General features: G+C 53.6%; 24 protein-coding genes and 3 pseudogenes. 10 read left to right on the top strand and 17 right to left on the bottom strand.

Going from position 1 to position 19397, the window contains the following annotated elements; all coding sequences use genetic code 11:
* Nucleotides 1-33 precede the first annotated feature (33 nt).
* Both JCM15764_RS28050 and JCM15764_RS28055 read right to left on the bottom strand, forming a co-directional pair.
* A pseudogene (locus JCM15764_RS28050) lies at nucleotides 34-192 on the bottom strand (hypothetical protein); the annotation flags it as partial.
* A 319-nt stretch (nucleotides 193-511) separates the two neighbouring features.
* Nucleotides 512-1114: pseudogene (locus tag JCM15764_RS28055) on the bottom strand (sensor histidine kinase); the annotation flags it as partial.
* Nucleotides 1115-1229: 115 nt separating this feature from the next.
* On the opposite strand from JCM15764_RS28055, the gene JCM15764_RS08655 reads away from it, so the two are divergent.
* The gene (locus tag JCM15764_RS08655; protein WP_054694733.1) at nucleotides 1230-1571 is read left to right on the top strand and encodes a response regulator; all 342 of its coding nucleotides are present in this window, start codon (nucleotides 1230-1232) and stop codon (nucleotides 1569-1571) included.
* Nucleotides 1571-2647, top strand: a complete 1077-nt coding sequence (locus tag JCM15764_RS08660; RefSeq protein ID WP_054694736.1) for a sensor histidine kinase — start codon at nucleotides 1571-1573, stop codon at nucleotides 2645-2647. Before JCM15764_RS08655 ends, JCM15764_RS08660 begins: the two co-directional genes overlap by 1 nt.
* Before the next feature lie 52 nt (nucleotides 2648-2699).
* Here the strand turns inward: JCM15764_RS08660 and JCM15764_RS08665 are convergent.
* From JCM15764_RS08665 to JCM15764_RS08700, 8 genes and pseudogenes are all read right to left on the bottom strand, one after another.
* Nucleotides 2700-2936: pseudogene (locus tag JCM15764_RS08665) on the bottom strand (sensor histidine kinase); the annotation flags it as partial.
* A gap of 90 nt (nucleotides 2937-3026) precedes the next feature.
* Nucleotides 3027-3596 (bottom strand): sensor histidine kinase, encoded by a 570-nt coding sequence (locus JCM15764_RS08670; protein ID WP_054694742.1) that lies wholly within the window; start codon nucleotides 3594-3596, stop codon nucleotides 3027-3029.
* A gap of 13 nt (nucleotides 3597-3609) precedes the next feature.
* Nucleotides 3610-4155, bottom strand: coding sequence for a PAS domain-containing protein (locus JCM15764_RS08675; RefSeq protein WP_369412289.1), 546 nt, complete (start codon nucleotides 4153-4155; stop codon nucleotides 3610-3612).
* Nucleotides 4089-5024 (bottom strand): GAF domain-containing protein, encoded by a 936-nt coding sequence (locus tag JCM15764_RS08680; protein WP_243688652.1) that lies wholly within the window; start codon nucleotides 5022-5024, stop codon nucleotides 4089-4091. Before JCM15764_RS08680 ends, JCM15764_RS08675 begins: the two co-directional genes overlap by 67 nt.
* An 8-nt stretch (nucleotides 5025-5032) precedes the next feature.
* Entirely contained in the window at nucleotides 5033-5701 is a 669-nt protein-coding gene (locus JCM15764_RS08685; RefSeq protein ID WP_054694750.1) for a GAF domain-containing protein, read from the bottom strand.
* A gap of 22 nt (nucleotides 5702-5723) precedes the next feature.
* A complete protein-coding gene (locus tag JCM15764_RS08690) occupies nucleotides 5724-7109 on the bottom strand; it encodes a sensor histidine kinase (RefSeq protein WP_243688629.1) in 1386 nt (461 codons plus the stop codon).
* Nucleotides 7022-7621, bottom strand: a complete 600-nt coding sequence (locus JCM15764_RS08695) for a cache domain-containing protein (protein WP_054694755.1) — start codon at nucleotides 7619-7621, stop codon at nucleotides 7022-7024. Before JCM15764_RS08695 ends, JCM15764_RS08690 begins: the two co-directional genes overlap by 88 nt.
* Nucleotides 7618-7935 carry a hypothetical protein gene (locus JCM15764_RS08700; RefSeq protein ID WP_054694759.1) on the bottom strand — a complete coding sequence of 106 codons (318 nt, stop codon included), beginning with the start codon at nucleotides 7933-7935 and terminating at the stop codon, nucleotides 7618-7620. The genes JCM15764_RS08695 and JCM15764_RS08700 overlap by 4 nt, the downstream gene beginning before the upstream one ends.
* 192 nt (nucleotides 7936-8127) lie before the next feature.
* On the opposite strand from JCM15764_RS08700, the gene JCM15764_RS08705 reads away from it, so the two are divergent.
* Nucleotides 8128-9291 carry a sensor histidine kinase gene (locus tag JCM15764_RS08705; protein WP_054694762.1) on the top strand — a complete coding sequence of 388 codons (1164 nt, stop codon included), beginning with the start codon at nucleotides 8128-8130 and terminating at the stop codon, nucleotides 9289-9291.
* Nucleotides 9292-9479: 188 nt separating this feature from the next.
* Here JCM15764_RS08705 and JCM15764_RS08710 read toward each other — a convergent pair whose 3' ends face one another.
* Together JCM15764_RS08710 and JCM15764_RS08715 are read right to left on the bottom strand one after the other, a co-directional pair.
* Complete coding sequence (locus tag JCM15764_RS08710; protein WP_054694765.1) at nucleotides 9480-10187, bottom strand: PilZ domain-containing protein; 708 nt, start codon at nucleotides 10185-10187, stop codon at nucleotides 9480-9482.
* Nucleotides 10188-10240: 53 nt separating this feature from the next.
* The gene (locus JCM15764_RS08715) at nucleotides 10241-10732 is read right to left on the bottom strand and encodes a ferritin family protein (protein WP_054694768.1); all 492 of its coding nucleotides are present in this window, start codon (nucleotides 10730-10732) and stop codon (nucleotides 10241-10243) included.
* Between the two features lie 156 nt (nucleotides 10733-10888).
* On the opposite strand from JCM15764_RS08715, the gene JCM15764_RS22525 reads away from it, so the two are divergent.
* Nucleotides 10889-11206 (top strand): hypothetical protein, encoded by a 318-nt coding sequence (locus JCM15764_RS22525; protein ID WP_243688630.1) that lies wholly within the window; start codon nucleotides 10889-10891, stop codon nucleotides 11204-11206.
* A 61-nt stretch (nucleotides 11207-11267) separates the two neighbouring features.
* On the opposite strand, the gene JCM15764_RS22530 is transcribed toward JCM15764_RS22525, so the two are convergent.
* The gene (locus JCM15764_RS22530) at nucleotides 11268-11435 is read right to left on the bottom strand and encodes a hypothetical protein (protein ID WP_243688631.1); all 168 of its coding nucleotides are present in this window, start codon (nucleotides 11433-11435) and stop codon (nucleotides 11268-11270) included.
* Between the two features lie 51 nt (nucleotides 11436-11486).
* Between JCM15764_RS22530 and JCM15764_RS22535 the strand changes: the two genes are divergently transcribed.
* The 5 genes from JCM15764_RS22535 to JCM15764_RS08735 all read left to right on the top strand — a co-directional run bounded on the left by JCM15764_RS22535 (nucleotide 11487) and on the right by JCM15764_RS08735 (nucleotide 15447).
* The gene (locus JCM15764_RS22535) at nucleotides 11487-11999 is read left to right on the top strand and encodes a M1 aminopeptidase family protein (protein WP_243688632.1); all 513 of its coding nucleotides are present in this window, start codon (nucleotides 11487-11489) and stop codon (nucleotides 11997-11999) included.
* 29 nt (nucleotides 12000-12028) lie between these two features.
* The gene (locus tag JCM15764_RS22540; RefSeq protein ID WP_243688633.1) at nucleotides 12029-12958 is read left to right on the top strand and encodes a M1 aminopeptidase family protein; all 930 of its coding nucleotides are present in this window, start codon (nucleotides 12029-12031) and stop codon (nucleotides 12956-12958) included.
* Nucleotides 12959-13083: 125 nt separating this feature from the next.
* Entirely contained in the window at nucleotides 13084-14046 is a 963-nt protein-coding gene (locus JCM15764_RS08725) for an HD-GYP domain-containing protein (protein WP_054694771.1), read from the top strand.
* A 56-nt stretch (nucleotides 14047-14102) separates the two neighbouring features.
* The gene (locus JCM15764_RS08730; RefSeq protein ID WP_012648627.1) at nucleotides 14103-14933 is read left to right on the top strand and encodes a rhomboid family intramembrane serine protease; all 831 of its coding nucleotides are present in this window, start codon (nucleotides 14103-14105) and stop codon (nucleotides 14931-14933) included.
* A gap of 157 nt (nucleotides 14934-15090) precedes the next feature.
* Entirely contained in the window at nucleotides 15091-15447 is a 357-nt protein-coding gene (locus JCM15764_RS08735) for a DUF4124 domain-containing protein (RefSeq protein ID WP_054694774.1), read from the top strand.
* A gap of 3 nt (nucleotides 15448-15450) precedes the next feature.
* Here the strand turns inward: JCM15764_RS08735 and JCM15764_RS08740 are convergent, their stop codons facing one another.
* Nucleotides 15451-16176: a hypothetical protein gene (locus JCM15764_RS08740; protein WP_054694777.1), complete on the bottom strand. Its 726-nt coding sequence runs from the start codon at nucleotides 16174-16176 to the stop codon at nucleotides 15451-15453.
* Between the two features lie 218 nt (nucleotides 16177-16394).
* Here JCM15764_RS08740 and JCM15764_RS08745 point away from each other — a divergent pair, with 218 nt between their 5' ends.
* Entirely contained in the window at nucleotides 16395-16766 is a 372-nt protein-coding gene (locus JCM15764_RS08745) for a response regulator (protein WP_054694780.1), read from the top strand.
* A gap of 69 nt (nucleotides 16767-16835) precedes the next feature.
* On the opposite strand, the gene JCM15764_RS28060 is transcribed toward JCM15764_RS08745, so the two are convergent.
* Genes JCM15764_RS28060 through JCM15764_RS08755 form a run of 3 tightly spaced genes read right to left on the bottom strand, consistent with a single transcriptional unit; the run spans nucleotide 16836 to nucleotide 19283 of the window.
* Nucleotides 16836-17375, bottom strand: coding sequence for a sensor histidine kinase (locus JCM15764_RS28060; RefSeq protein WP_369412285.1), 540 nt, complete (start codon nucleotides 17373-17375; stop codon nucleotides 16836-16838).
* A complete protein-coding gene (locus tag JCM15764_RS08750) occupies nucleotides 17323-18609 on the bottom strand; it encodes a histidine kinase dimerization/phospho-acceptor domain-containing protein (RefSeq protein ID WP_369412287.1) in 1287 nt (428 codons plus the stop codon). Before JCM15764_RS08750 ends, JCM15764_RS28060 begins: the two co-directional genes overlap by 53 nt.
* Nucleotides 18606-19283, bottom strand: coding sequence for a winged helix-turn-helix domain-containing protein (locus tag JCM15764_RS08755; RefSeq protein ID WP_054694783.1), 678 nt, complete (start codon nucleotides 19281-19283; stop codon nucleotides 18606-18608). Before JCM15764_RS08755 ends, JCM15764_RS08750 begins: the two co-directional genes overlap by 4 nt.
* Nucleotides 19284-19397 lie beyond the last annotated feature (114 nt).

Here is a 19397-nt window from a genome sequence, read left to right on the forward strand (position 1 = left end):
GATATGCCCGATGCCGGTGATCAGCAGAGAGACACACAGAAAGCCGATGCTTCCTACCAGAGGGATGGTCCAGCTTGAATACAGGGATATTCTCGGTTCGATGAAAAGCCAAACCGCACTGACGAAACTGAGGAGAATTGCGATCAGTGATGGTCCTGGACCGGCAAAAAACGCTGTGGCGGTAATGGCCACATAAAATGTGGAAAAAGGGAATTCCCTGCCAGGCAGGGATCGAGCGCCAGTCGGACAAGCAGCGCTGCAAGTGTAAAGCCGACGGCAAGACCGTATCTTGCCTTGGAAGTCTTCGCATATTTGGGCATATCTTTCCTGTAGTGCAAGGTTTTTCAGGAATCACCAAGGGTAAAGTAAAAGGTAGCACCTTCTCCTTCTGCCCCTTCGGCAGACACCCGGCCGCCATGACGCTGAACTGCTTTTTTGACGACGGCGAGGCCCATGCCGGTGCCGGGAAACTCGGATTCCAGGTGAAGCCGCTGGAAAGGTTGAACAGCCGGTATAGCTGATCGGCGGCGAAGCCGGCGCCGTTATCCTGGACAAAATAAATGGTCCTGTCCCCCTCCTGTCTTGAGCCGAAGCGGATAATCGCCGGCTGTGCGTCTTTGGTGAATTTCCAGGCATTGTCCAGCAGGTTCCTTAGCGCTGCCTGCAGAAGCTGACGGTCGCCGATAACTTTAATCTCCGGGGCCACTTCCACCTGTGTCTGTCTCTCTGGCTGACTCTCCTGAAGTTCCTGGAGAATAGCTGTAGCCATAGCGGAGAGGTCAACCGTCTCTTTCTTCATTTCAAGCCGGCCGATCCGGGACAGAGTGAGGAGGTCGTCAATCATGCGCCCCATCCGCGCCACTCCGGACATGATCATCTCCAGGTATTCAAGCCCCTGGCCTTGCAGCCGGTCCCCGTATTTTTTCGACAGGAGATGGGCAAAACCGAAAATATTGCGCAAGGGCGACCTGAGATCATGGGAAATGGCATAATTAAGCGAGCCCAGCTCTTGCTGCGCTTCCTGAAGCTGCAAAGTCCGCTCTTCCAGCTGTTTTTCCAGGCTTAACACCTGTTTCCTCAGCTCTTCCACCTGCTGTTTCTCAGCTTGGTCCATACTCTCTCCAGTTCCGTCCGATGTTCGTTTCTTCTTTTGATAATTATATAATACTTATTATAATATTTATATGGGGTGTGGAAAACCCCGTATTAATTGCAAGCAAAGGAGGTACATGAAAATCCTTATCGTCGATGACAATGAACAGTACCGGAAACTTCTGTCTGCCATCTTTGTGGACAGGGGATGGGAGGCGATAGATGCTCCCGAAGGCAACAAAGGCATGGAACTGCTCAGGGAACATATCCCCGACGTGATCCTGTCGGACATCATGATGCCGCGCATGGACGGTTTCCAGTTCCTGCGAGCATTGAGAACCTCTGCTTTCGGCGATATCATTTTCATCTTTTACACATCCACCTACACCAAGGCCAGTCACCGGATTTCGCGCTGTCTCTCGGTGCTGACGCCTATATTGCCAAGCCTTTGGACCCGGAGGATATCGTACAGGCTCTGATGGATATCCTTGACCGAAAAGAGCTGAGGCCGAAGCGGCGGGAGTTGCCGAGCGAGGAGGAATTTCTCCGTCTGCACAGCCTGTTTCTCTCGGAAAAGCTCATGGAAAAGACGGAGGAGCTTAGAAAGGAATCGGTTGAGCATCGCCGGGCCGAAGATGAACTCATGCAACTCAGGGAAAAGGAACGGCAACGGCCGGGCGGGTATGGGCTGAGGCCCGGAACAGTCGGACAGGGGGGGACGGAGATGACTCCCCAGACAATCCTGTCGGTTGAGATCGATGACCAGGTTTACACTCCCTTGAGCAAGATTGAAACCATCTGCGAATCTCTGGCCAGGGGTGGGTTTCCGGACAGCGAGGGGGTTCGTCTGGTGGAAAAGATCTGCCTTTCCATGCATAAACTGCGAAACCTGGTAACAGAGCTCGAAAGGAATTTTCTTCTGCCGCGCAGCGCCGTCCTTGCCCCAATAAGACGCATCCAGATAATGATAGATGTCCTGAAAAAGGATTATGCCGACTTTGGCGCATCAATGGGATCGAGCCTGATCGAGATGGAAGGTCAGCTCAGGCAGTTTGCCGCCTTTGTGGAAGACCTTCTGAAGCTGGGTAACGTGGCAAAGCAGACTTTAAAAAATGAAACAGTAAATGTAACCGGACTTGCAGTGGACATCCTGGCCAAGCTTCGGCAGTCCGCTCCGCACCGCCGGTCCGAATTCAGCGTTCAGCCAGGCATGACGGTGACTGGTGATGCCCTGTTGCTGAGAATGGCCCTGGAACAGCTATTGGAAAATTCCTGGAACTTTACCGCAGAACGGGATGAAGCGAGAATTGCCGTAGGCTGCAAGGCTGAGACCGGCAGTAAGCCTGAGTTCTACATCCGTGACAACGGCATCGGTTTTCCCAACGATAAGGCAAAGCAGATTTTTAACGCCTTTGCCAAGGCCCATGAGCCGCCGAGGACACTTGGCAACGGTATCGGTCTCACCCTGGCAAAGGCAGCCATCAGACGCCATGGGGGAGATATCCGGGGCCATGGGGAACCAGGCCGCGGCGCGGCTTTTTATTTCATGGTTTGAATAGGCACTTTCTGCAGCTTGACCATGGCTGGCCCATTACCCTGCCTGCTGCTTATCCATTCCTGGCAGTTGGAATGGTAAAAAAGAAGGTCGACCCTTCACCCGGTTCCGATTCCACCCATATTTTGCCACCATGGCGTTCGACGATTTTCTTGCAGGATGCCAGGCCGATGCCGGTTCCCTGGTATTCGTCCTGGGCATGCAACCGCCGGAATATCTGGAAAATCTCGTCGAAATATCCACTTTCAATGCCTATGCCGTTGTCCTGCACGGAAAACAGCCATTCATTACCCTCCTTCCGGCTGACACATGTATTTGGGGGGGGACATCCTTTTTGCGGTACTTAAGCTATTGGCCAGGAGGTTCTGGAAAAGCTGCATCAACTGTGTCTCATCTCCTTCACTACGGGGAGGGGGGCACCGGTGATTCTGGCGCCGCTTTCACTGATTGCAGTATCCAGGTTGGCCAGGGCTGCTGCAAAGGATTTATTGGTGTCCACGGGCATCAATCTGATGCCGCGGGAAATGCGCGAGTAGGTGAGAAGCCCTTCAATCAGTTTCTGCATCCGGTTCGTGCCATCGACGGCAAAATTAATATAAGTCTGCGCCTTCTCGTCCAGACTTTCCTTGTATCTTCTTTCCAAAAGCTTCACGTATCCGGCCACCATCCGTAACGGTTCCTGCAGGTCGTGGGAGGCGATGTAGGCGAACTGCTCCAGCTCCCGGTTTGAACGTTCCAGCTCATCCATGGCTGCCTTCAGGTCTTCTTCCGCCTTTTTACGGTCCGTGACATCGAAGATGACGCCGGTCATGCGCAAGGGTTGCTGCCTGCTGTCGCAGAAAACTCCCCCCCGGCCCATGATCCAGCGCAGGGAGCCGTTATTCCAGTTGACACGGAACATTGCCTGGAATTGTCTGCACTGGGCGAGGGCCTGATCCGTTTCCTCCATAACCTGGTATCGGTCATCGGATGAAGCAATGCCAGGAACTCTTCATAGGATCCGGGGGGGCTATCGATGCGAGAAGGGACAGGTATTGATTGGAGAAGGTGCTTTCCCGTGTCTGCAGGTTCACATTCCACATGCCGATGCCTGCCGCGGACTGGGCGAGAACCAGCCGGTCTTCGCTAACGCGCAGTCTTTCTTCATTCTGCCGCAGGGCGTCCAGTACTCTTTTTCGTTCGGAAATATCCCGTACCACTGCCAGAAGGCGGTCTTTGCCGCCGAGTATCACCTTTTTCAGGCTTACTTCGACCCAAAATTGGGTGCCGTCCTTGGCGAGCGCCAGCCATTCCACCAGCTGGGGCTCGCCGGATGCTGCGCGGCGACCGACCTCCATGGCCCGTTCCTGGGTATAGCCTGCCGAGCAGGCGCTCAGCTCTCCTATGTCCAGGCGCATAATTTCATCGTATCGGTATTTGTACATTTCCAGCACCCTTTGGTTTACGTCCAGGATAGCTCCGGACTCTGCACACTGGATGAAGAAGCCGTCGTTGGCAGAATCGAAGATGGTCCGGTAGTTTGCCTCCGAGACTCTAAGGCTTCCTCGGCCTGTTTACGGTCATGGATGTCCTCGACTATGGCAATTAACCTTGCGGATTTACCTTCGGGGTCACGGCACTGGGTGGCGCTGACCCTTACCCAGATGATGCTGCCGTCCTTGCGGATATTGCGTTTCTCGATGAAAAAGCTGCCGGTTTCACCTTTAAGCACCCGATTCATTTCAGCCAGATTTTCTTCCACATCGTCAGGATGGGTAACCTTCATGAAGGTGAAATCGGGCTGAAAGATCTCTTCCCGGTCATAACCGATTATGCGGCAGTAGGCCTGGTTTACCTCCTGGAATCGGCCATCAAGTCCAAGTATGGCCAAACCGATCGGGGCATTGGCAAAGAACTCCCTGAACATTTCTTCGCTTTCCCGGAGCCTTTTACTGAGGCTTTCCAGCTCGGCGGCATGTTTTTCCACCACATTACGGGCTTCAATATGTCTGATGGCCAGAGAAGTGAGCTGGCAGAGCTGGGTGAGCATGACTTCATCTTCCTCGGTGAATTCCCCATGCCGCTTGTGGGAAACCAGGATCATGCCACAGGCTTCGCCTCCCGTGCCCTCCAGTCTTGCACCCAAAAGTCCCTTCAGCGGCGCATGTCCTTCGGGCAGCCCCCACCACTCCGGATGATTTTCCAGCTCCTTTTGGGTAAAGCGGATGGTGGATGATTTTTGCAGAAGTTCCATGTAGACGCCGCCACGGTTGACGGTAAAGGTGATATCCGTAGGGCAGGGGGATAATGGGGCATCATAAGCGAGGGCACCAATAGTGATGCTTCCTTCCTTGTAACCATGGCCTGAGGTTGCTACCTGTGCGTCGGTGACGGCAATGGCTCCTTCTACGGCACGGTTGAGGGTGCCTGAATGGTTGTCTCGCTGAGGACAGCCGACGAAACGCCTACCAGAATCATAAGCCGGTCAAGGGTCTGCAGCACCTTCTGCTCATTGGCACGGGCGGCTTCCTCTGCATTTATTCGCTCCTGGAGCAGCAGGGCGTTTTTCAGGGCCAGGGTTATGGTGGATGCTGCCTTGTTGGCGAAGTCCACTTCCCTGTGGGAAAATTTCCGCTCGGGATGATGGTAATGGATGGAAAAGTTGCCGACCACCTTTTCACCAATGGTCAGGGCCACGTCAAGCAGGGCGTTTATGCCGTATCGCTCAATGAACCTGTTGTTTGCCCGGCTATCATGGCGAACATCGTTTATGACCACAGCTTGCCCCTGGCTGGCTGCCTCTATGGAAAAGGAAATCTCCTCGGCCCTGATCTGCCTGTCCTGCAGTTCTCCAGGAAACCCATAGATGTATTTTGCGGTCCAACCATCCCCTTCCGGCAGGTAAATGACTGCCGATTCAGCACCTATGGCCCGCGCAACCTCTACCACCACCTTTTTCATGATGCTGTCGAAATCCAGTTTTGAATGGATCAGCACATTGATGTGGTTCAGGGCATCGCTGTATTTGCTGCCGGCAATCTCCCGCTGGTCGTGCTCCTTGTCTTGATTGGCCATTGCATCCTCTTTGGCAAGCTGGTTATGGGTGTTGTCGGCCCCCTGGGCTAGGAATTCGGTCCGGAATCGTGAAGAAAAAGGTCGAGCCGTTGCCGGGCACGGACTCGACCCAGATCCGGCCGCCATGGCGCTCTACAATTTTCTTGCATGAGGCAAGACCGATGCCGGTACCGGGATATTCTTCCCGGGCGTGGAGCCGCTGGAAAATCTGAAAAATGCGGTCGAAATATTGTTTCTCTATGCCAATGCCGTTGTCCCGCACCGAGATGACCCAGGCATCTTCCGTTTGCTGTGCTGAAATTAGGACAAGGGGCTGAACATCCTGCCGTCGATACTTGATGGCATTGCCGATCAGATTCTGGAACAGGATGAACAGCTGTATCTTGTCTCCCCAGACCACCGGGAGATCCGCGGCCCGGATAGCGCCTTCGCTCTCACTGATGGCGGTCCCCATGGCCTTTACCGCATCCGCACAGACCATATCAAGATCCACCTGCTGAAATTCAACAACGCGGTTGATCCGTCCATAGGCGAGCAGATCCTCGATCAGTGTCTGCATCCTTTTTGCCCCTTGTATGGCATAATCTATATATCTGTCCGCCTGTTGATCGAGCTGCCCCCTGTACCGCTTTTCCAGCAACTGGACATAGCTTGCCACCATCCGCAACGGTTCCTGCAGGTCGTGGGACGCCACATAGGCGAACTGCTCAAGCTCCCTGTTGGAGCGGATCAGTTCCTCAAGGGTCCTCTTCAGTTCATCTTCCGCCTGTTTCCTTACCGTATAATCATGGGTGATGCCCATAAGTTCCTTGACCTGACCGTTCTCTTCCATCAGGGGCACATAGGTGACGTGGAAGTGACGGCTGCCTTCCGGGGAAGGGAGTTCCAATTCCAGATTCTGCACCTTTGCCGTTTCTAACGCCTTTTCCAAAACGGGGCGCCACAGCTTGTACAGTTCCGGCCATATTTCCGAGTCCAGCCGCCCAACCAGCTTCGAGGAGGGCAGGCCGGTGGCACTGATTGTGGCGGGATTCACATACTGGATGCGTAATTGCTGATCACAGATGGCGATCATGTCGGGAATATTTTCCAGGGCCAGGCGAAATCTTTTTTCACCGGCGCGCAGGTTGTCCGCCATTTCCATTATGACGTGGCGCAACCGGCAGACCTCCAAGGGGGCCAGGGGATCTTCAGGTGCTTCCTGTGGGGTGCTTCCCATACCTGTGGTCGTCCGTTCCAGTCGCTGCAGTGGAAGGGCAATGGTGCGTGCCACCATGTATGCGGAGAGAAAAGCCAGTGCCAGAGCCAGGAGTGAAAAGCTTATTTCACGGACCAGTGCTTGCCGGAGCGGTCCGAATGCCACTTCAACCGGCTTTCCTGCTCCCACCACCCAGCCCAGATCCTGCATAGCACCCGCGCCGAAACCCATTCGCTCTTGCGCAGCACCGGTACTGCGATTCCCACCTGGGGCGTTCGAGTTTTCAACGCCGCTTGCAGAATGGTATCCATCTTTCTCCAACCGGACCGATCTTCCCAGGCAAGTTTTTGATAGATGCTGTGGTAGACAATGACGCCCTGGCTATCGAAGATGGCATAGGCGCCTTTGCCGAGACGGCGTTGGGTGAGGGTCAATTCGCCGAGTCGCTCAGGCTCTATGGCAGCTACGACAACCCCGTGCAGCTTGCCCTGGTCATCGCGGCAAGCTGTGGCAATGGTGAAGGTCGGTGCCTGGACCTTTATCCCCCTGCTGCTGAGATCGCTGATGCTCCATTCAGCTCCTGTGACGATTTTGATGAAATAAGGGAGAGCAGAAAGATCTTTTCCCTCGAGTACAGGCTGACTGGAAGCAAGGATGACCCCTTGGGGGCTCACCCAGTTAAAGCTTCGTATGGAAGCATGCTGGGTGGCGGTAATGGTCATGAGCTCCTGGCCTTGGGTAATACCGGCGGTGAAAACATGCGGATTGCCTCGCCGATGGCATGATTTTTACGCCATACTCCCTCCACATATCCGGAGAAGGCCATGGCAACGCCCTGTGCCACCTCCAGTTCCGTGTTCATTGCCTGCGTCCGTTGTGTCTGATACCGTTCATTGTAGATCCATGTCAAAAACAGCCCTTGGGGCAGCAGCACGAGGATGATGAGCAAAAACAGCCGCGCCCTGATTCCTGCCGGCAGCAGTTTGGCAAATCCCCTTTTTTTTGCTGATGGGATAAAAGGATCTTTCCGTTTCACCCGAGGGCATTCTCCCTTTTACAGGTCATGTAACAATTAAAAACTATTATAATTTTACCCTCTGGCCAAACGATAACAACGGCTTCCATTTGGAAGGCGCGCAGTTTCTCTCTGGATAAAAAAACGGGTTTGCTATATTATCTTCATTTAATAAGCTGGTATTTAACCGGGTGGGGTTTATGGGAGGGCTTAATGGCTGATATGGATTACCTCTGCACTTATCTTAACCTTTCTGATGCGGACATTGCGGCTTTATATGAACGTGCCGACCCTGAAGAACTGCAGAGGGATATTGCGATCATTGCCTCCAGTCCTGTGGTCGATGGGCTGATGCAGACGGTCGGTGGCCTCTTCGCGGTGCTGAACGAGTCACGGCAGATACTCGCTGCCAATGACACCTTTTTAAAGAGTACGGGAGTGAAGGATGCTCTTGAGGTGATCGGCTTGCGGCCAGGAGAGGCGATCCACTGTGTTCATGCCGGCGATTCCCCTGGCGGTTGCGGTACCGGCAGGACCTGTGCCAGTTGTGGTACGGCCATAGCCATTGTCGTCAGCCTCTTGCGAAGGACCGGCCAGGAGAGAAAATGTGTGGCAACCGTCTGGCGTAATGGCGGCACGGCTGATATCTGTCTGAATGTCCGGGCAACGCCCTTTTACATCAGTGGGCGATGTTTTCTGGTGCTCATGCTCCAGGACATAAGCGAACAGGAAAATTGGGCGGAAATTCAGTCAATTTTTTTCCACGATATACGCAACATGGCCACCGGACTTGTGGGGGCCAGCGAACTGCTGGCCTGCTCCGGTTATGCAGGTGGGCCATTGGCGGAATCGGTGCACCGCCTTTCGTTGCGACTGGAAAGTGAGCTGAGGATACAGCAGAACCTTATTCAGGTTGAAACCGGCGCTTTCCAGCCTGAACTCAGGCCTGTGGCCATAGCTGAAGTGATCGATTGCCTGAGAGACGTCTTCATTTCCCATCCCATGTCAATGCATAAGCACATTCAACTTCCGTCCACCGTCGATGGAAGTATTGCCACTGACCTGCCTTTGTTGTTGCGGGTGCTGTCCAATATGATTACCAATGCTCTGGAGGGGAGCGATGACGGTGATGAGGTGAGGTTATGGCTGGAGGAGGGTGAGGGGGATGTTACCTTCTGCGTCTGGAACAGTCAGCCCATTCCCGACCAGATTTCGGGCCGGATCTTCCAGCGCTATTTCAGCACCAAGGCCAAACATGGCCGGGGCATAGGAACCTTCATGATGAAGTACCTGGGGGAAAGGGCCCTTAACGGCAAAGTGCGATTTACATCCTCTGCCGAAGGAACCATTTTTCGCTTTACCGTGCCCAGAGCGTAAAGGCCCATGAAACCATGTGGGCATACTAGGAGTCTGTCGGACTTAGAATGAATCGGCTGCGAAAATGGCAAATCGGTCCGGATCTCCGTAAATTTTCGACAAATAGGTCCACTATTCGCTCTCAAATTTCCAAATATCCGTCCTCGATTTTCCATCCTCTCGCTTCGATCCCTAAGTCCGACAGACTCCTAGGCTTTTTCCCGCAGTTCCCGGATTATCTCCAGTTGACGCTGATAGATGAAAACGGAAAGGATCCGTTCCGACTCTGACGTGTGCTGAAACATCATGGCGCAATCGTGGGGTGGCCCGGGACCTACTCGCACCACTTTAGCAGGCACATCTATCTCCACCACCTTTCCCTCATTCATGATCTTGATATGCAGGCTCAGGTCTTCCGCTGCTTCCAGGTCTGCTCCAAGGAGGGTCGTCAGGCTGCACCCCCCCAGGGAAATGTCTCGGACAACGCCGGGGATCGTTTTGCCGTCAGCGTGCAGAATGACATTCAGGGGAATTCGCAGCTTGACCCTGACGGTGTTGCGCTTGTCGATCAGGACCTCGGCGTAGGAAAATTTACCCAGTGAAACCAGCTGGTGGGGCAGGTCCAGGTATATCAACTGCCCCATAACGCTCATATTGAAAAACGGGGCTTGGATAATGGTTTCAGTACCGTTAGCGATAGCCGCTATCTGCAGAGGGGTTGCCTGGAACTCGATATTTTTCCCCTTTATGTCGAAAATAGTGGCGTTGTTGCAGATGGGAAGTTCCTTGTAGATGTTGAGGAGAGAGAACAGGGCGTTGGGTTCCCGTGCGAAAACATCGCGGAAAATGGCAAGAATTGCGGCTTCGTCATCACTTTTAGAAGAGAGGATGACCTCCCTGTAAGCAGTTAATGTCATGGTTATTCCTGGTCTATGGGTTCTTGGCGTTTGCGGTGATATCTCTGTGCATATTACACCTTTGCCTTAAGCAGCCTGGTATAGGCATCGCGGAGCGTTTCCACATGCTCCTTGTCTGCGTTCATCAGTGCCTTGAACATTGCTTTCAAGCCTTGATCCGTGAATTCCGAAATGGCATGCATGTGCATGTTTGCCAGCTTTTCCTCAAGCTTGATGGCCGATCTCAAGGCATCAAGGATGGTTGGCCTGTTTTTTCTGACACTGTCATAGATTGACTGGATCACCTTAAGCATGTTCTGTGCTGAGTAGAAGTCTATTTTCACGCTCTGGACGATGTTTTCTTTTCTCATGTTGATAGCCATGACAAATTGCTGGGCATGGTTCAGCTCTTCCTGGCATGTCTTGAACCATAGGTTGGAAATCACCGGATCATCGGCGAATATCTCGGAAAAATATCTGTAGATCTCCGCACCATGAAGTTCCACATCCCGGCACAGTTCAAGTATTCTTACCGTGTTGAAGTCTACTTCCTTGCCTTTGCCCATAGATCACCCCAAGGCCTTTATCCATATTTATCGGCACGAAAGATAAAAATTAAAAGTCAAATACGATAATTTTTCAGAGGTAAAGCAAAGCGTGTAAAGGCAGGTAAGCTTGGTATACTTTACAGGTATTTTTCCACCTGAGCGATGGAGGGAGCTGTGAGGGTTGCCATTCAAGTCATCATTGGTCTGCTTCTTGTCTTGCCATGCCACATTACAGTCCTTGCTGCGGGAATGCCGGCCGTGGAACGCCAGGAGCTTAAAGTAACCCTTGTGCCGGACCGGCATCTCCTGAAAGGGGAAAGTCTCGTCACCTTTGCAGCCTCTTCCGGGCGGGTATTCCTGAACCTTTCCTCTGCTGCCGCCATCGACACGGTCTCCGTGGCCGGAAAAGAGGTGCATTATACCTTTTCCGGCGGCGCACTTGCCGTCGATCTCCCCGGAGGGGGGCAAAGGCTTCGGCTACGGTGTATATAAAATACCATGCAGCCTATGCTGCCAAGGTGCCGGAACGGCCGGTAAGCAGCGAGGATCCCACCTATGGCGTGACCGGCGCCATTACCTCTGCCGGAGTCTTCCTCGGCAACGATGCCGGCTGGTATCCGGCGCCCCAGGTATTGCCGGGGTATCGCAGGACAGAGATCTTTGCCCCGGCAGGGATGGAGGCAATTACTTCCGGCAAGCGCTTGAGCGTAGTACAGCCCATAATGTATCGCATTCCGTCTGGGAAGAGACCAGGCCGGTGGGGGAGCTTTCCATGTCTGCCGGGCCATACGTCATCCAGGAACGGCAATTGGGCCATCTGGATATCTATACCTACCTCTACCCGCAAAATGCCGGACTGGGCAAAAAATATCTGGATGCCGCCGTCAAATACATCGGCATGTACACAGAGCTTTTTGGCCCTTACCCCTTCGACAAATTTGCTGCCGTGGAGAATTTCTTCCCTACCGGTTACGGCTATCCGTCTTACACGCTTATGGGTGGTACCGTCATCCGCTTGCCGTTCATCGTCGACACGAGTTTTCCCCATGAGATCGCCCACTGCTGGTGGGGGAACGGGGTGCAGGTCGACTACCGGGAAGGAAACTGGTCCGAAGGTCTTGTCACGTATCTGGCCGATTACCTCCTGGAAGAGAAAAAATCCCCTGCCGCTGCCAGAGATTACCGTCTGCGCCTCTTGAGTGATTATTCCTCCCTGGTCAAAGCTGATCGGGACTTTCCCCTGCAGAAGTTCATGGTCGAGTCGATCCTGCTTCCCGTGCCATAGGCTATGGCAAGGGAGCGATGGTGTTTCACATGGTCAGAACCAGGATCGGCGACAGGGCGTTCTTTCGTGCTCTTAAAACATTGAACAAAGATTATTTATTCAGAGCAGCAACCTGGAGCGACTTTATCCGTGCCTTTTCCAAAACCTCGGGGCAGGACCTGGGCCCTTTCATGGGACAGTGGCTGACCAGATCCGGCGGGCCGGCACTCTCCTTTGACAAGGTCACCCGCAGGCGCAAGGGGGGAGGGTGGCAACTATCCGGTACCATTGTCCAGGAAGCCTCCCCGGTCTATGAGCTTACCCTGCCGCTTCTGGTTGAGACCGAACGGGGGAATGTCCAGAGGAATCTTGTGTTAAGTAAGAAGAGGACGGCTTTCAATCTGCCGGTCCGCTACCGTCCCAAAAGGATCATTCTTGATCCTGGCGCCGACGTCTTCCGCATCCTCTCGGCCGAAGAACTTCCACCGACGGTAAACCTGATCAAGGGGGCAAAGGATGTTGCCCTGGTGGTGACCGACAACTGTCAGGCGGATGAGGGGACACTTCATGACCTTCTTGAATCCATGGGGCAGGGCGGGGCGCCGATAGTAACCGAGAAGAACCCGGGGAAAGTACGCCTTGCCGACCACGATCTCCTTTTCTGCGGCGTTCCGCAGCAAAAACATCTCTCACTGGATTTTCCCGCGGGGATCAAGGCCGCGCCGAAAGAATTCACCATAGATGACATCCGCTACAAGGATTTTTACGACCTGCTTTTCGTCGTTACGCAGCACCCGTTGGCGGTGGGCAAGCTGGCAGCTCTTTTGCTCCCCCTTTCCCGGGATGCGGCACAAAAATATGCCCTCAAGATTACCCACTATGGCAAGTACGGCTATCTTGTCTTCAGCGGTGGAGAAAACAGGCGCAAAGGAACATTTTCCCCTTCCGGCAATGTGGTGGAGTTCCGGGACAAGCAGTGACGGCGCCGGCAATGCTTAAAAGGGGGCAATCCATATTCAGATCCTTGAGCTGTCCGCCCCTCCTGCCGATAAGGTAAGGCAAATGGCCGGAAAGAAAGCCGGCGAAGATCTGTGGAGGTGGAAGGATGGGAGAATTCTATGTTCCGGTAGCAATTGAGAGCATTGAACCAGAAATTTTTCCTGACGTTGCCCTGTTTTTGAAAAGCGGCAACAACTATGTGCTGTATAAGAGCCATGGACGAAATTTTGATCGGGAAGATGCCGCCAGGCTCATGGGCAACAGCGTTGACTGTCTCTATGTGAGGCCGGCTGACCTGGAGGTTATCACCGACTACATGGAAAATAATGCCGAGCGGTTATTGAAGAGCGATACATTTGACAGTAAGACCAAAGGCAAGATCATTTACCAGACCTCCATCAATTTCGTCGGAGACCTTTTTCAACATCCTGAGAAGGTGGAGGATTTTGACCGGAGCCGGCGCCTCATCGAAAATCTTCTGCTCTATCTGTCCAATGACAAAGAAGCCTTGCGCTCCCTGGAAACGGTCATGTCCTATAACTACCATACCTTTGTCCATAGTCTGCAGGTGACGGCCCTTTCAATTCTGCTCCATTCGGAAGTTTATCTTCTTTCACGTGACGAACTGGAAGACGTGGGCATCGGCACCCTGCTCCATGATTTCGGAAAGATCTTCGTTCCCCAGGAGATCCTGAACAAGTCCGGGAAGCTGACGGAGACTGAAATTGCTCAGTTCAAGAAGCATCCGGAGGAGGGGTACCGGTATCTGAAGGAGAAAACACGGCTCAGTGAAGTTTCCCTGGACGTCGTCCGCTTTCACCACGAGCGGAATAACGGCACTGGCTATCCCAATGGCCTCAAGGCAGCGCTTATTCCGCGCAGTGCCCAGGTTTGCGCCCTCTGCGATCTGTATTGCTCGCTGACCATAGATCGTACCGGTCGCAAGGCTCTGCCCCCCCACATCTCCATCAACATAATCAGGCAGGAGATGAAGGACTCCTTTAACAGCAGGTTGGTCGATGCCCTTGAGGCTCTTGTGTGTGTGGAGGAGATGAGCATGCCACTCTAGATTTGACCTTATGGGCTTATGCAGCTATATTGCGCAAAAAGTTCTTTGAGGTGGAAATGTCGCAACGAGCCATGCTTTGTCCACGCTGCCGGCGCCTGATCGGCAGCAGCGAATCCTCCTGTTCCTGGTGCGGTACTCCGCGACCCAAAGGCCTGTGGCGCATATCTGCCTGGACCAGGGGCGCCCTTGACGGGGACTGGCTGGTCAAAGCCATAATAACTGCCAATATCGCTTTCTATCTGCTTTCTCTGCTCATGGGGGGACTCCAGCCGACAGGGAACCCGTTCAGCATGCTGTCACCCAACCAGACAGGCCTGATGCTCATGGGCGCAACCGGTACCATTCCCATCGACCGTTTTGGCCGCCTCTGGTCCCTGGTTTCCGCCAACTATCTCCACGGCGGCATCCTCCATATATTTTTCAACCTGATGGCCCTGCGCCAGATTTCTCCCTGGGTGATTCAGGAATATGGCTCCAGCCGCATGTTCATCATCTACACCCTGGGGGGTGTCTGTGGATTCTGGGTCTCATACATCGTCGGTGTCCCTTTTACCATCGGCGCCTCGGCGGCAATCTGCGGTCTGATCGGAGCCTTGCTCTATTTCGGCAAAAGCCGGGGTGGAACCTACGGCGCAGCCGTTTACCGGGAGGTGAGCGGTTGGGTGGTGGGGCTGGTCCTTTTCGGGCTGGTGATGCCGGGCATCAACAACTGGGGACACGGCGGCGGGATCCTTGGCGGCATTGTGCTGGGAAAGCTTCTCGGCTATGGGGAACGGCGCCGGGAGAATTCTTTCCATCATCTGCTGGCGCTTATCTGTGCGGTGACAACAATTGCGGTGCTTGGCTGGGCGGCGTTCACTGCTGTCATGATCAAAGGCGGCTCTTGACGCTTTTCATCCGGCAAGCGTTTCCCAAAACTGCAAAGAGCCGGCTGAAAAACCAGTCGGCTCTTCTTTTCAGTCATTAAACCTTTCTTTTGCGAAAATTACATTGAACAGCAGGCTTTTTTTATCTATTAATGGGGAAGATCAAGACGAGGGGGAAATGGTGAAAAAGTTGCTGATTATGCTGGTGTTGGTCGCATCCTCTGCCCAAGGTGAAATTTACGCCTGGAAGGATTCAAAGGGGACCACTCACTATACGAACAGTACGGTTGAGATTCCAGCCCGATACAGGGCGAAGGCAAAGGTATTGAACCTGGGCCCGGAGCAAAAGGATCAGCCTTCTAATCAGCCGGTTCCTTCGTCGGCTCCGGCAGCTGCACCTGCTGCTCCAGGCGCGGGTGCACAGTTGCAGGCCGCACCGCCCGGTCCGCCAACGGTGGCAGTTCCGGCCCGGACGCAGAGAGAGGAACGCAGGCGCGGGGCAAGACGATTGAGAAGTACCATCGAGGAGGAATAGACCTTAGATCTTTTCCACCGTGACCAGGAAGGGGTTGAAAAGGCCGGCCTGGTGCAGAAAGTCCATGGTGACGCTGTAGCCATGGCACATGATGCTGCCGAGTCCATATTCCTTTTCCAGATAGATGAGAAAGGGAAGGTTGCCGGACAGGGTGAAACCGAAGGTGGCCGCCAGGGCCAATGCCGACCGGGATTCAAACTGCTGTCCCAGGTCCCGGCTTGCTGCCAGGTAGTGCATGGGAAAAGCGACCGCCTGCCGGTCAAGACTCTCCATAAAGGCAATTTTTTCGGCTGGGGAGAGCAGGGCAAAGTCAGTAGCGCACCAGACATTATCCATGGTTGAGAGTAATGAGCGGCATGAAAAAGGTCTTTGCCCATAGACGCCGCAGGCCCTGTCGTCGGTGAGCAGCGGACAGAAGCCGATAGTTTTGCGCTGCATGCTCAGGTACGATTTCAGGTCCGACACTCCCGCGATGTGCTTCAGAAGCTTCTCGGCGTGGGCTTTAATCAGTGCGGTCTGTGCTTCCGTCAGGATTTCCGCCACACAGAACGCTTCGCTATAGGTGCTGTTCACGGCCAGATTGCAGCATTCGCAGCATCCTTTCCCGCAATGGATACGTTTGCCGGAATTGCTGTACTCCTCGATGCAACGCAGGGTCAGGCTGTCGAACAGCTCGTACTGCCTCCTTATTTCTTCCCGCAATATCTGCCACTGGTTCTGTTTTGCCATGCAGAGTCTAATGGGAGGGGAACGGCGGGTCAAGAGAAATCAGATTCATTTCTGTGCTGTGGATACATCTGAAAAACAACCTTGTCCTTGAAAAAACCTAATGCTATCCTATGGCGTCTGGAGGAGACGTTTCACAAGGACCTTGACTACTTTGTGGAGTTCCTGTAGCGTTAATAAAATAACGTTTGCAATGCAACAAGGAAGGGTGGAGGAAAGTGATGAAAAAGAAGACGGTCCTGGTCGTGGATGACAGCGAGATCGTGGTGGCCATGGCCAGCGATGCCCTTGAAGAGGGTGGTTTCACGGTTATTACTGCACCCAATGCAAAGGCTGCGGATAAATACATTCACTCCGAGAAAAAACCGGATTTGATTATTCTCGATGTGATGTTGCCTATCCTCGACGGGGACAAAAAGGCAAAAATGCTCAAGGACAATCCCCAGACCAAAAGTATTCCGATCCTTTTGCTCTCATCGAAGCCGGCGGATGAACTGGCCCGCCTGGTAACCGATTCCGGAGCCGACGGATTCATCCGCAAGCCTTTCATAGCTCGCAACATGGTGGATAAGGTTCGGGAGATGTTGAGCTGACAACAGGATTGGCGTCACCTGTAAAAAAGGCATAAAAAAGGACCAGGCATAACAAGCCGGTCCTTTTTTTTATTTGCCGCCTTTCTTCAAGGTGAATGAAAAGGTCGATCCCTCTCCCGGGATGCTTTTTACCGAGATCATGCCGCCGTGAGACTGTACAATGTGCTTTACTATGGAAAGTCCGAGACCGGTTCCCCCCTTGTCACGGCTTCGCGCTTCATCGACACGGTAAAAACGTTCAAAGATCCGGGGCAGGTCCTTGGCTGGAATACCCAGGCCGGTGTCAGTCACGGATATTTTCAGCATTTCTGCCTCATCCTCGGCAGTGACTGTTACCTTGCCATTGTCAGGGGTGTATTTGATCGCATTATCCAGCAGGTTGACCAGTACCTGATCCAGCTTCCCCTTGTCGGCAAGGACAAATTGGCTTGCCTCGACAGTCTCTATATCCAGGGTTATTCCCTTGTCAGTTGCCCTCTGATTGAGAAGGGACATTGCCTGCTTTACTGCCGACCGGAGGTTCAGGGGGTGAGTTTCAAGAAGGACCTTGCCGGACTCAAGCTCGGACAGGGTCAACAGGTCGGCGATAAGCTGATAGTCGCTCCGCATGATTATGTATTACTTGAATGAACCTGCGTGCCCGGTCGGGGTCACTTTCCAGAGCACCAGCCAGGAGGGTTTCTGCATACCCCTGGATGACGGAGACCGGGGTTCTCAGCTCATGGGAGACGTTGGCCACAAAATCCCGACGGGTAGCGGCCAGCCTCTTCAGGTCGGATATGTCGTGAAAAACCGCCACTACTCCAGTAAGTCTGTTGCCGTCAATGAGCGGTACCCAGTGGGTCAGGATATTGCCGTCCTTTTCCCCGTTCAGACTCATCTCTTCCTGCCGTTCGATACCATCGGCCATGATCTTTCTGTAGGCGGCATGGAGGGCTGGTTGCCTGCTCACCTCGATCAGGGGCCTGCCTTCAACATCTTCATCGACGGAAAACACCTTGCGGAAGGCCGGATTGACCAGGGTAATAATGCCTTGGGCGTCTGTCACCATCAACCCCTCGCCCATGCCGCGAAGAATAGTGTCAAGCCTGTTTCTTTCTGCCAGAATGCTTGACAACTGGGCCTCGATCCTCTCCGACATGTCATTCATCACCACGGCCAGTTCTCCCACCTCATCGCTGCTTTCCCTGGGAACCCTGAGACCGTATTCTCCCTTGCCGATTCTGGCTGCGATGGCGGATATGGTGCGCAGGGAGCGTGAGGTAATGTTGGACATGACGTAACTGAAAAAGAGGGCTGCCAGGACTGCCAGGAATAAAGCAATGCCCAGCATCAGGTGCATGTGGGAACGTGCTTTCTGGAGCTGGGCCAAGGGCAGGGCGAGTCTTAAAGTAGCCGTTTCCCCATTTTTAAGGGCCAAGGGGCGGGCAACATATAGCATGGGCATCTGCAGGGTCGATGAATAACGAATGGCGGTACCGGTGCCATCTTTTAGCGATGCCTGTACTTCCGGTCGATAAAGGTGATTTTCCAGGTCTTTGAGCTGAACGGGGCTGACTTCGGAATCACCGACTACCTGACCGTCGCTGGAGATGATGGTGACCCTGGCCTTGATCTCTTTGCCGACAGTTGCAGCAATGGCAGGTGCATCCCGGTGCAGGTTTTCTCCTGACTTGTCGGCCATTAGGGCAGCCAGCTTTGTTTCGCTGATCAGGTTGTTTCTGATTTCCGCCAGCACGTATCTTTCCAGGGCATTGTTAAGATATGCATAAATGATTGCCCCCATGAGCAGAACCAGGCAGAGGTAGGAGAGCATCAGTTTCAGGCGGAAGCTTGCTCTCATTGCTCCTCCATCTTGTAACCGAAGCCCCTGATGGTCTTGATCATTTCTCCTGCCTGCCCCAGTTTGGTCCTTAGCCTTGTCACGTGGGTATCTACGGTCCGTGTGTCACCCACGTAGTTATACCCCCAGACGTCCTGGAGCAGCGTTTCTCTGCTCTGCACCCGGCCGCGGCGTTCGACCAGGTTGAGGAGCAGCTTGAATTCGGTTGTAGTAAGGGTAATTTCTTCGTCTTCAATGAGAACCTGGTGACGTTCGGTATCCATATGCACCGGGCCTATGACCAGTTTGCAGGCTGGTGCGGCGGGAGCGGCACGCCGCAGAACGGCTCTGATCCGCAGAAGCAGCTCCCTGATGGAGAACGGCTTGACGATATAGTCGTCGGCTCCCACCTCGAACCCAACAACCCTGTCGATCTCTTCACCGCGCGCTGTCAGCATCATGATGGGAATGGTGGCGGTTTTTTCGTTTTTCTTAAGTATCTTGCAGATTTCTGTGCCCATGAGACCAGGCAGCATCAGATCGAGTAGTATCAGATCCGGCAATTCACTGCGTGCCGTTTCGAGTCCCGAGGTCCCATCGGCTTCCCGCAGGCAGCGGAAACCTTCCTTTTCCAGGTTGAAGGCTATCAATTCTGCCAGATCCCGCTCATCCTCTATAACAAGGATCGTTTTCATAGTCCCCTCACTTGTGTCCCGATCGGTTAATCATTCCTTATAATTCCGGCTCTTTTGGCACCTGGCTGCGTTGCGTCTCCTTGGTTTAGGCACTGCCAGGCCTGCGTCGCCGCG

It is taken from the genome of Geotalea toluenoxydans JCM 15764, assembly GCF_001311985.1.
GTDB lineage: Bacteria > Desulfobacterota > Desulfuromonadia > Geobacterales > Geobacteraceae > Geotalea > Geotalea toluenoxydans.

Excerpts from the sequence above, each read along its gene's own strand:
- JCM15764_RS08745 (WP_054694780.1), top strand. The coding sequence starts at position 16,395 with ATGAAAAAGAAGACGGTCCTGGTCGTGGATGACAGCGAGATCGTGGTG.
- JCM15764_RS08715 (WP_054694768.1), bottom strand. The coding sequence starts at position 10,732 with ATGGGCAAAGGCAAGGAAGTAGACTTCAACACGGTAAGAATACTTGAA.
- JCM15764_RS08725 (WP_054694771.1), top strand. The coding sequence starts at position 13,084 with ATGGGAGAATTCTATGTTCCGGTAGCAATTGAGAGCATTGAACCAGAA.
- JCM15764_RS28060 (WP_369412285.1), bottom strand. The coding sequence starts at position 17,375 with ATGCGGAGCGACTATCAGCTTATCGCCGACCTGTTGACCCTGTCCGAG.
- JCM15764_RS08695 (WP_054694755.1), bottom strand. The coding sequence starts at position 7,621 with ATGACCATTACCGCCACCCAGCATGCTTCCATACGAAGCTTTAACTGG.
- JCM15764_RS08670 (WP_054694742.1), bottom strand. The coding sequence starts at position 3,596 with ATGGAGGAAACGGATCAGGCCCTCGCCCAGTGCAGACAATTCCAGGCA.
- JCM15764_RS08730 (WP_012648627.1), top strand. The coding sequence starts at position 14,103 with ATGTCGCAACGAGCCATGCTTTGTCCACGCTGCCGGCGCCTGATCGGC.
- JCM15764_RS08710 (WP_054694765.1), bottom strand. The coding sequence starts at position 10,187 with ATGACATTAACTGCTTACAGGGAGGTCATCCTCTCTTCTAAAAGTGAT.
- JCM15764_RS08735 (WP_054694774.1), top strand. The coding sequence starts at position 15,091 with ATGGTGAAAAAGTTGCTGATTATGCTGGTGTTGGTCGCATCCTCTGCC.
- JCM15764_RS08755 (WP_054694783.1), bottom strand. The coding sequence starts at position 19,283 with ATGAAAACGATCCTTGTTATAGAGGATGAGCGGGATCTGGCAGAATTG.
- JCM15764_RS22530 (WP_243688631.1), bottom strand. The coding sequence starts at position 11,435 with ATGGGCTGTACTACGCTCAAGCGCTTGCCGGAAGTAATTGCCTCCATC.
- JCM15764_RS22535 (WP_243688632.1), top strand. The coding sequence starts at position 11,487 with ATGTCTGCCGGGCCATACGTCATCCAGGAACGGCAATTGGGCCATCTG.
- JCM15764_RS22540 (WP_243688633.1), top strand. The coding sequence starts at position 12,029 with ATGGTCAGAACCAGGATCGGCGACAGGGCGTTCTTTCGTGCTCTTAAA.
- JCM15764_RS08740 (WP_054694777.1), bottom strand. The coding sequence starts at position 16,176 with ATGGCAAAACAGAACCAGTGGCAGATATTGCGGGAAGAAATAAGGAGG.
- JCM15764_RS08685 (WP_054694750.1), bottom strand. The coding sequence starts at position 5,701 with ATGGCCAATCAAGACAAGGAGCACGACCAGCGGGAGATTGCCGGCAGC.
- JCM15764_RS08750 (WP_369412287.1), bottom strand. The coding sequence starts at position 18,609 with ATGAGAGCAAGCTTCCGCCTGAAACTGATGCTCTCCTACCTCTGCCTG.
- JCM15764_RS08655 (WP_054694733.1), top strand. The coding sequence starts at position 1,230 with ATGAAAATCCTTATCGTCGATGACAATGAACAGTACCGGAAACTTCTG.
- JCM15764_RS08660 (WP_054694736.1), top strand. The coding sequence starts at position 1,571 with ATGGATATCCTTGACCGAAAAGAGCTGAGGCCGAAGCGGCGGGAGTTG.
- JCM15764_RS08690 (WP_243688629.1), bottom strand. The coding sequence starts at position 7,109 with ATGCAGGATCTGGGCTGGGTGGTGGGAGCAGGAAAGCCGGTTGAAGTG.
- JCM15764_RS08705 (WP_054694762.1), top strand. The coding sequence starts at position 8,128 with ATGGCTGATATGGATTACCTCTGCACTTATCTTAACCTTTCTGATGCG.